1 protein-coding gene is annotated in these 1,955 nt (G+C 66.3%); it reads right to left on the reverse strand.

Annotated elements, in window-relative coordinates; translation table 11 throughout:
- Positions 1-1,913, reverse strand: a 1,913-nt coding sequence (locus tag ACIP0B_RS28405; RefSeq protein WP_400838511.1) for a chemotaxis protein CheA, incomplete at its 3' end; no start/stop codon positions are given.
- Positions 1,914-1,955 lie beyond the last annotated feature (42 nt).

The following is a 1,955-nucleotide window of genomic DNA, read 5'->3' on the forward strand; positions in this document are numbered from 1 at the left end:
ACCAGCGGGAACGCGAACGCCTGGTTGCCGAGCATCACCATCAGGGTCGGCATGATCGCCAAGGTCAGCGGCACCTTGATGACGATCTTCGAGCCCTGGCCCTTGGTCGAGTAGATGTTGATCGAACCGTTGAGCTGGGAAATCTTGGTCTTCACCACGTCCATGCCCACGCCGCGGCCGGACACGTCGGAAATCTCGGTCTTGGTCGAGAAGCCCGGGGCGAAGATCAGGTTGTAGCACTCGGTGTCGCTCAGGCGGTCCGCCGCATCCTTGTCCATCACGCCGCGCTTCACGGCGATGGAGCGCAGGACGTTCGGATCCATGCCCTTGCCGTCGTCGGAGATCGACAGCAGGATGTGGTCGCCTTCCTGCTCGGCCGCCAGGATCACCTTGCCGCCGCGGGGCTTGCCCGACTCTTCGCGCTCTTCCGGCGACTCGATGCCATGGTCGACCGCGTTGCGCACCAAGTGCACCAACGGGTCGGCCAGCGCCTCGACGAGGTTCTTGTCGAGGTCGGTCTCTTCGCCGACCAGCTCCAGGTTGATCTCTTTCTTGAGCTGGCGCGCCAGGTCGCGGACCAGGCGCGGGAAGCGGCCGAACACTTTCTTGATCGGCTGCATCCGGGTCTTCATCACGGCGGTCTGCAGGTCCGCGGTGACCACGTCGAGGTTCGACACGGCCTTGGACATGGCTTCGTCGCCGCTGTTGAGGCCCAGGCGCACCAGACGGTTACGCACCAGCACCAGCTCGCCGACCATGTTCATGATTTCGTCGAGGCGCGCGGTGTCGACCCGCACGGTGGTCTCGGCTTCGCTCGTCGGCTTTTCCGGCGGTGGCGAGGCCGGGGCACGCGCTGCCGCAGGTGCGGCCGCTGCGGCCGGCTTCGGCGCTTCGGCCTTGGGCTCAGGCGCCTTGGCGGCCGGTTTCGGCGCTGCAGCCGCGGCCGGAGCCGGGGCCTTGGCAGCCGGCGCGGAGACCGCAGCGGCGCTGCCCGCCGTCACCGGCGCACCGGTGTTGACGTCAGTGAACTTGCCTTTGCCGTGCAGCTCGTCGAGCAGCGATTCGAACTCATGGTCGCTGATCAGGTCGCTGCCGGCGGCAGCGGCGGCCGGTGCGGCAGCAGCCGGGGCCGGAGCCGACGCGATCGCCGACTCGAGCGCTTCGACGGCGAAGTTGCCCTTGCCGTGCAACTGGTCGAGCAGGGCTTCGAACTCGTCATCGGTGATGTCGGAGTTGTCGCCCGCCACCGGTGCCGCAGAAGCAGCCGCCGGTGCAGCCGGGGCCACCGCGTCCGCCGCGAACTGGCCCTTGCCGTGCAGCTGGTCGAGCAACGACTCGAACTCGGCGTCGGTGATTTCATCGCTGGCCGCCTCGTCGCCCGCAGGCGCAGGTGCGGCAGCCGCTGGGGCCTCGGCTTCGGCCTTGACGGCGCTGAGCGAGTCCAGCAGTTGTTCGAATTCGTTGTCGGTAATGTCGCCCGAACTGTCTTCGACGACCAGTTCTTCGATCATCTCGGCCACCGGCGACGCCGGTGCCTCATCCGCCGACTGCGGCTCGGCCAGGCGGGCCAGGGCCGCCAGCAGTTCCGGGGTGGCGGCGGTGATCGGGCTGCGGTCGCGGACTTCGCCGAACATGCTGTTCACCGAATCCAGCGCCTCAAGCACCACGTCCATCAGTTCCGCATCAACGCGACGCTCACCCTTGCGCAGGATGTCGAACACGTTCTCGGCGATGTGACAGCACTCCACCAGCTCGTTGAGCTGAAGGAAGCCGGCGCCCCCTTTTACAGTGTGGAAACCGCGAAAAATTGCGTTGAGCAGGTCTGCGTCGTCCGGCCGGCTTTCCAGCTCGACCAGTTGTTCGGACAGTTGCTCAAGAATCTCGCCGGCCTCAACCAGGAAATCCTGAAGGATCTCTTCATCGGCCGAAGCTCATTAATGGGGTGCTCCTACAGG

Source organism: Pseudomonas sp. NPDC089534, from assembly GCF_044749305.1.
GTDB classification, from domain to species: Bacteria; Pseudomonadota; Gammaproteobacteria; order Pseudomonadales; family Pseudomonadaceae; genus Aquipseudomonas; species Aquipseudomonas ekonensis.